Raw genomic sequence first — 7598 nt, forward strand, 5'->3', positions numbered from 1 at the left:
GCGGTGGGCTATCTGCGACGGCCGGGCTTGACCGGGTCGCGGTTTGTGGCGTGTCCGTTCGGTGGCGTTGGCGCGCGGATGTATCGCACCGGGGATTTGGTGCGGTGGCGTGCCGATGGGCAGTTGGATTACCTGGGCCGTGTCGATGAGCAGGTCAAGATCCGCGGGTATCGCATCGAATTGGGCGAAATCCAAACGGCCCTCATGGGTTTCGACGGCGTGGAGCAGGCGGCGGTGATCGCGCGCGAGGACCGCCCCGGCGACAAGCGCCTGGTGGGCTATGTCATCGGCGCCCTGGATCCGGCCAGAGCGCGCGCTGCGCTGGCAGAGCGGTTACCGGCCTACATGGTGCCCACCGCGGTGGTGGTCGTCGACGCGCTGCCGCGGACGGTCAACGGCAAGCTCGATGTTCGGGCGTTGCCGGCGCCGGACTATGCCGATGGCGATCGTTACCGCGCTCCGGGCGATGCGGTTGAGGAGATCCTCGCCGATATCTATGCCGAGGTTCTTGGGTTGGAGCGGGTCGGGGTCGATGACTCGTTCTTCGAGCTTGGTGGCGACAGCATTTCGTCGATGCAGGTGGTGGCCCGGGCGCGGGCGGCCGGGCTGGTGTGCAAGCCGCGCGATATTTTCGTCGAGCAGACGGTGGCCCGGTTGGCGCGGGTGGCTGGGGTGGCCGAGGGTGGCGAGGGTCCGGTCGATGAGGGCATCGGGCCGGTGGTGGCCACGCCGATCATGCGTTGGCTGGCCGATGTCGATGGCCCGGTTGATCAGTTCAATCAGACGGTGGTGGTGCAGGCTCCCCAAGGGGCGACCGAGGCCGACGTCGTGGTGTTGTTGCAGGCCCTGCTGGATCGGCATGCCATGCTGCGGCTGCGCGTCGAGGACGATGGAACCGGCGCGTGGTCGATGCGAGTGCCCGAGGCGGGTTCAGTGGATGCCGGCTCTTGCCTGCAGCAAGTAGACGTCTTGTCCGAGGAGGCGCTCGTGGAGGCCCGGGCGCGGTTGAACCCCGCCGCCGGTGTCATGTTGAGCGCGCTGTGGGTGTGTTCCAGCAGCCAGCTGGTGTTGATCGTTCACCATTTGGCCGTCGACGGGGTCTCGTGGCGAATTGTGTTGGAGGACCTCAACATCGCCTGGGCCCAGCATCGCGGCGGGCAGCCGATAGACCTGCCGGTGACCGGGACGTCGTTCGCGCGATGGGCAGCGCTGCTGGCCGAACAAGCCCACAGCCCAGAAGTGGTGGACCGAGCCGATGACTGGCGAGACGCGGCGGCGGCCCCGGCGGTGCTGCCGGCGGTTCAGCCGGCGGTGGATACCTTTGCCGCAGCGGGGCACCTGTCGATGTCGTTGGATGTCCAGACCACCCGAATGCTGCTCGGCGAGGTGCCGGCGGCGTTTCACGCGGGGGTGCAAGACATCTTGCTGATCGCCTTCGCGCTGGCGGTGGCGGAGTTTGTGGGCACCGGTGCCGCGCCGATCGGCATCGACGTCGAAGGCCATGGGCGCAACGAGGAACTGGCGCCCGACGTGGACTTGTCGCGCACGGTGGGCTGGTTCACGGCGAAATATCCGGTGTCGTTGACCGTCGGTGGCCTGCGCTGGGCTCAGGTGACTGCTGGCGAGGTGGCGTTGGGTGCCGTGCTCAAGGAGGCCAAAGAGCAGCTTCGTGGGCTCCCGGATTCACTGACTTACGGTTTGCTGCGCTACCTGAATCGCGACGTGGACCTGGCCGGATCCGACCCGGTGATCGGTTTCAACTATCTCGGGCGCCTGGGCGCATCGGGCGGCGACGCCGCGACGAACGTCGACATGTGGTGGCCCAGCCGGGAAGGCTCGTCGAGCATCGGCGCCGTCGCGGCCATACCCATGCCGCTGATGCACACCGTGGACCTCAACGCCGGCACGGTCGACACGGACACCGGGCCACAACTGCACGCCGATTGGATGTGGGCACCGTCGGCGCTGGACCGAGAGCGGGTCGCCCGGCTTGGTCGGCTGTGGTTCGACGCCCTGGCCGGTATCTGTGCGCACGTGCAATGCGGCGGCGGCGGGTTCACACCCTCTGACATCGCTCCCGCTCGGCTGAGCCAGCCGCAAATCGACCAGTTGCAGCGCGAACATCAGATCGCCGACGTGCTGCCCCTGACCCCGGTGCAGCGGGGGTTGCTGTTCCACGCCAGCACGGTGCGGGGGAGCGACGACGACCTGTACGCGGTGCAGCTGAACATTGCCATAACCGGTGCCCTTGACCCCGGCCGTCTACGCGATGCGGTACACACCGTGGTCAACCGGCACCCGCATCTGGCGGCCCGATTCTGCCCGCAATTCGACGAGCCGGTGCAGATCATCCCTGCTGATCCGGTCGTGCCTTGGCGGTATGTAGACCTCGACGCCGATGGTGTCGGCGCCGACACGGATGAGCAAATCGACCAGCTATGTGCGGCCGAGCGCGCCGCGGTTGGGGATTTTGCCGATCAACCGGCGTTTCGGGCGGCGTTGATCCGCATTGGGACGGATCGGCACCGCTTCGTACTGACCAATCACCACATCGTGATCGACGGCTGGTCATTGCCGATCCTGCTGGCGGAGATATTCGCCAGCTATTACGGGCAGCCGCTGGCCCCGGCGGGGTCCTATCGCCGGTTCGTGACCTGGCTGGCCGAGCGCGATCTGGATGCAGCCCACGCGGCTTGGCGTGAGGTGTTGGCCGGCTTTGACAGCCCCGCTTTGGTCAGCTCGGGCCACAGTTTGGCGCTGGGCACCCGTGTCGTTGAATTGTTCCTGCTGCCCGCCCAGACCATGCGGGCCGTCAGCGAGCTGGCCCGCTCGTGCCAGACCACCGCCAACACCGTGCTGCAGGGCGCCTTCGCGCAACTGCTCTGCTGGCTGACCGGCCAGCACGACGTGGCATTCGGCACCACGGTGTCGGGCCGGCCGGCCGACGTCGCCGGGGCGGAATCGATCGTGGGGCTGTTGATCAACACGGTGCCGGTGCGGGCGCGTCTGACACCCACCACGACCGCCACCGAGCTTCTCGAGCAACTGCAGAACACGAACAACCACACGCTCGAGCACCAGCACCTCGCCCTCAGCGAGATCCACCGCATCACCGGGCACGAGCAGCTGTTCGACACGCTGTTCGTGTACGAGAACTACCCCATGGATGCCGCCGCCCTGGCGGGCGATCACGAGCTGGTCGTCACCGAGTTCACCAGCCACGAGTCCACTCACTACCCGCTTTCCATCATCGCGCTGCCCGGCAGTGAACTGCGCCTTCGAGTCGAATTCGACACCGCTGTGTTCGACCACGCCGGCATCGGCACGCTGATCGCGCGGTTGCAGCAGGTGCTTGCGGCCATGGCCGCCGACCCGGCGCGGCCGGTGTCGTCTCTCGATCTGCTCGACGAGCGTGAGCATGCCCGCCTGCAGCAGTTCGGCAACCGGGCGGTGCTGACGCAACCTGCTCCCGCGGCGGCGTCCGTTCCGGAGTTGTTCGGGGCGCAGGTGCTGCGCGCCCCGGAGGCGGTGGCGCTGGTATGTGGCGATCGCTCGTGGAGTTACCGGGAGTTGGACGAGGCCGCCAACCGGGTGGCGCATTTGTTGGCCGGGCATGCGGTCGGCCCGGGCGCGTGTGTGGCGCTGTTGCTCCCGCGCTCGGCTGAAGCGATCGTGGCGATCTTGGCGGTGCTCAAGACCGGGGCGGCCTATCTGCCGATCGATCCGGCGGTGCCGGCGGCGCGGTTGGAGTTCATGCTCGACGATGCGGGGCCGGTCGCCGCGGTGACCACCGCGCAGTTGCGGCCGCGCCTGGCTGGGTTTGGCGGGTCGCCGGTCATCGATATCGATGATCCGGCGGTGGCGGCTCAGCCGAGCACGGGATTGGCGACCCCGGCGGCTGACGAGGTGGCGCACATCATTTACACGTCGGGCACGACGGGCACGCCCAAGGGAGTGGCGGTCGTCCAGCACAACGTGACTCAGCTGTTCGCCGGATTGGACATCGGTGTGGAGCTGGGGCCGGACCAGGTGTGGACGCAGTTCCATTCCTATGCGTTCGACTTTTCGGTGTGGGAGATCTGGGGCGCGCTGCTGCACGGCGGGCGGCTGGTGGTGGTACCTGACTCGGTGGCGCGCGCGCCCGAAGACTTCCACGCCCTGCTCGTCGCGCAGCGCGTCAGCGTCTTGACCCAGACCCCGTCGGCGGTGGGGGTGCTTTCGCCCGAAGGCTTGGAGTCGACGGCCTTGGTGATTGGTGCCGAGCCGTGTCCGCCGGAATTGGTGGATCGTTGGGCGCCGGGGCGGGTGATGGTCAACGTCTACGGCCCCACCGAGACCACGATGTGGGCGGCGAAGAGTGTGCCGTTGGAGGCGGGGTCGGGGGCACCGCCCATCGGGTCGCCGGTGTCTGGGGCGGCCTTTGCGGTGCTGGACGGGTGGTTGCGTCCGGTGCCGGTCGGGGTGGTCGGTGAGTTGTATGTGGCCGGCCGCGGAGTCGGCGTGGGGTATTGGCGCCGGGCCGGGTTGAGCGCGTCGCGGTTCGTGGCGTGTCCGTTCGGGGCGCCGGGCGCGCGGATGTATCGCACCGGGGATTTGGTGCGGTGGCGTGCTGACGGACAGCTGGATTACCTGGGTCGCGCTGACGAGCAGGTCAAGATCCGCGGGTACCGCATCGAACTCGGTGAAATCCAGTCCGCCCTAACGGGTTTGGATGGGGTGGAACAAGCCGCGGTGATCGCCCGTGAGGACCGCCCGGGTGAGAAGCGTTTGGTGGGGTTCGTCACCGGCACCATCGACCCGGCCGAGGCGCGCGCCACGCTGGCCGAACGGCTCCCGGGCTACATGGTGCCCGCGGCGGTGGTGGCGCTCGAGGCGCTGCCGCTGACACCCAACGGCAAGCTCGACGCCCGCGCCCTGCCGACCCCGGAGTACCAGGACACCGACCGTTATCGTGCCCCGGCCAACCCGACCGAAGAAATCCTGGTCGGTACTTACGCCGAGGTCCTCGGCATCGAACGCGTCGGGGTCGACGACTCCTTCTTCGACCTGGGCGGGGACTCGCTGTCGGCCATGCGCCTGATCGCGGCGATCAACACCAGCCTCGACGCGAATCTCCCGGTGCGCGCCTTGTTCGAGGCGCCCACGGTGGGCCAACTGGCGCCGCGTGTCGGGACCGAAAGCGGTGGGCTGCAGCCACTGGTGCCCGGTGAGCGGCCCGCGGTGGTGCCGTTGTCGTTTGCGCAGAGCCGGTTGTGGTTCTTAGACCAATTGCAAGGCCCTTCACCGGTTTACAACATGGCGATGGCGTTGCGGCTGCGCGGACAGCTGGATGCCGAGGCGTTTGGTGCGGCGCTGTCGGATGTGGTTGCCCGCCACGAAAGCCTGCGGACACTGTTCGCGGCGCCCGACGGGATACCGCGGCAGGTCGTGGCATCCGCCGAGCAGGCGGACATCGGCTGGCAGGTCGTCGAGGCCAGCGAATGGTCGCAGGAGCAGTTGGGTGAGGCGATCGGCGCCGTGGCGCAGTACAGGTTTGACCTGTCCTCCGAAATCCCTTTGCGCGCACAGCTTTTCGCCGTGGCAGACGATGAGCATGTGCTGGTTGCGGTGGTGCACCATATCGCCGCCGACGGCTGGTCGTTGCGGCCCCTGGTACGCGATCTGGGCGCGGCCTATGCCTGCCGGCGCGCGGGGCAGGTGCCCGGCTGGGCCGACTTGGCGGTGCAGTATGTCGACTACACACTGTGGCAGCGCGAAATACTCGGCGATCTGGCAGACAGCCACAGCCCCATCGCCGCGCAGTTGGCCTATTGGGAGGATGCGCTGGCCGGGATGCCCGAGCGCCTGCAGCTGCCTACCGATCGGCCGTATCCGCTCGTCGCGGATCAGCGCGGCGCCAGGGTTGCCGTGGAGTGGCCCGTGGAATTACAGCACCGGATCACCCGCGTGGCGAGAGAGCACAACGCCACGAGTTTCATGGTGGTTCAGGCCGCCCTCGCCGCGTTGCTGTCGAAAATCAGCGCCAACCCCGATGTGGCGGTTGGGTTCCCGATCGCCGGACGCCGCGATGCCGCGCTCGATGAGCTGGTGGGCTTCTTCGTCAATACGTTGGTGCTGCGTGTCGACGTGGCTGGTGATCCCAGCTTTGCCGAGCTGCTCGGGCAGGTGCGCCGGCGCAGCCTCGCCGCATACGAGCACCAGGATGTGCCGTTCGAGGTGTTGGTGGATCGGCTCAACCCGACCCGGAGCCTCACCCACCATCCGCTGGTCCAGGTGATGTTGGCTTGGCAGAACCTGCCCGGATACGGCAGCGGCGCCGACGAATTGACCTTCGGAGATTTGCAGGTGACGCCGTTGCCGGTGGACACCCAGGCCGCCCGCATGGACCTGACCTTTTCGCTCGCCGAGCGTTTCGCCGAGGACGGCGCACCGGCCGGGATCGGCGGGGCGGTGGAATTCCGCACCGATGTCTTTGACGCGGGAAGCATCCACACCTTGATTGAGCGGTTTCATCGGGTATTGACGGCCATGACCGCCGACCCGACACGTCGGTTGTCGTCGGCGGAGTTGCTCGACGAGGCGGAGCACGCGCGGCTTGACGAGATGGGCAACCGGGCGGTGCTGACCGAGCGGGTGGCTACGCCGGTGTCGATTCCGGCGTTGTTCGCCGCTCAGGTGGCCCGCAGCCCGCAGGCTGTGGCACTGACCTGCGGCGAGCGATCGTGGACCTATAGGGACCTCGACGAAGCCGCTAACCGGTTGGCGCACCTGTTGACCGGCCACGGCGTCGGCCCTGGTGGGAGCGTGGCGCTGCTGTTCTCCCGGTCTGCCGAGGCAATCGTGGCGATTTTGGCGGTGCTCAAGACCGGAGCGGCGTATCTGCCGATCGACCCGGCCTTGCCGGCGGCGCGGATCGCGTTCATGCTCGGCGACGCCGTACCGGCGGCGGCGATCACCACCGCCGAACACGCGGGGCAGCTAGACGGTCATGGCGTGATGGTCATCGACGTGAACGACCCAGTTATCGACAACCAATCCAGCGCGGCGCCGCCGGAGCCCGCCGCCGAGGATGTTGCTTACCTCATCTACACGTCCGGGACCACCGGTGTGCCCAAGGGCGTGGCGGTCACCCACCACAACGTCGCCCAGCTGATGGAGTCGCTGGATGCCGGCCTGCCATCCGGGGCGGTGTGGGCGCAGTGGCACTCCTACGTGTTCGACGTCTCGGTCTCGGAGATCTTTGGCGCGTTGTTGCATGGTGGGCGACTGGTGGTGGTGCCCGAGTCGGTGGCCCGCTCGCCGGAAGACCTTCATGACCTGCTGCAGGCCGAACACGTCGGCGTGCTGAGTCAAACCCCTTCCGCGGTGGCCATGCTGTCGCCGCAGGGCCTGGACTCGATGGCCTTGGTCGTCGCCGGTGAAGCTTGTCCGGCCGAGGTGGTCGACCGGTGGGCGCCAGACCGGGTGATGCTCAACGCCTACGGCCCCACCGAAGCCACGGTGTACGCGGCGATCAGCGCTCCGTTGACTGCGGGGTCGGGTGCGCCGTCGATCGGGTCGCCGGTGCCGGGGGCGGCGTTGTTCGTGCTCGACGGGTG

1 protein-coding gene is annotated in these 7598 nt (G+C 67.9%); it reads left to right on the top strand.

Going from position 1 to position 7598, the window contains the following annotated elements:
• Positions 1–7598: non-ribosomal peptide synthetase (locus A5652_RS18595; protein WP_156745410.1), on the top strand; the 7598-nt coding region annotated here is incomplete at both ends.

It is taken from the genome of Mycobacterium sp. 1165178.9 (genome assembly GCF_001673555.1).
In the GTDB taxonomy this organism is placed as follows: Bacteria; Actinomycetota; Actinomycetes; order Mycobacteriales; family Mycobacteriaceae; genus Mycobacterium.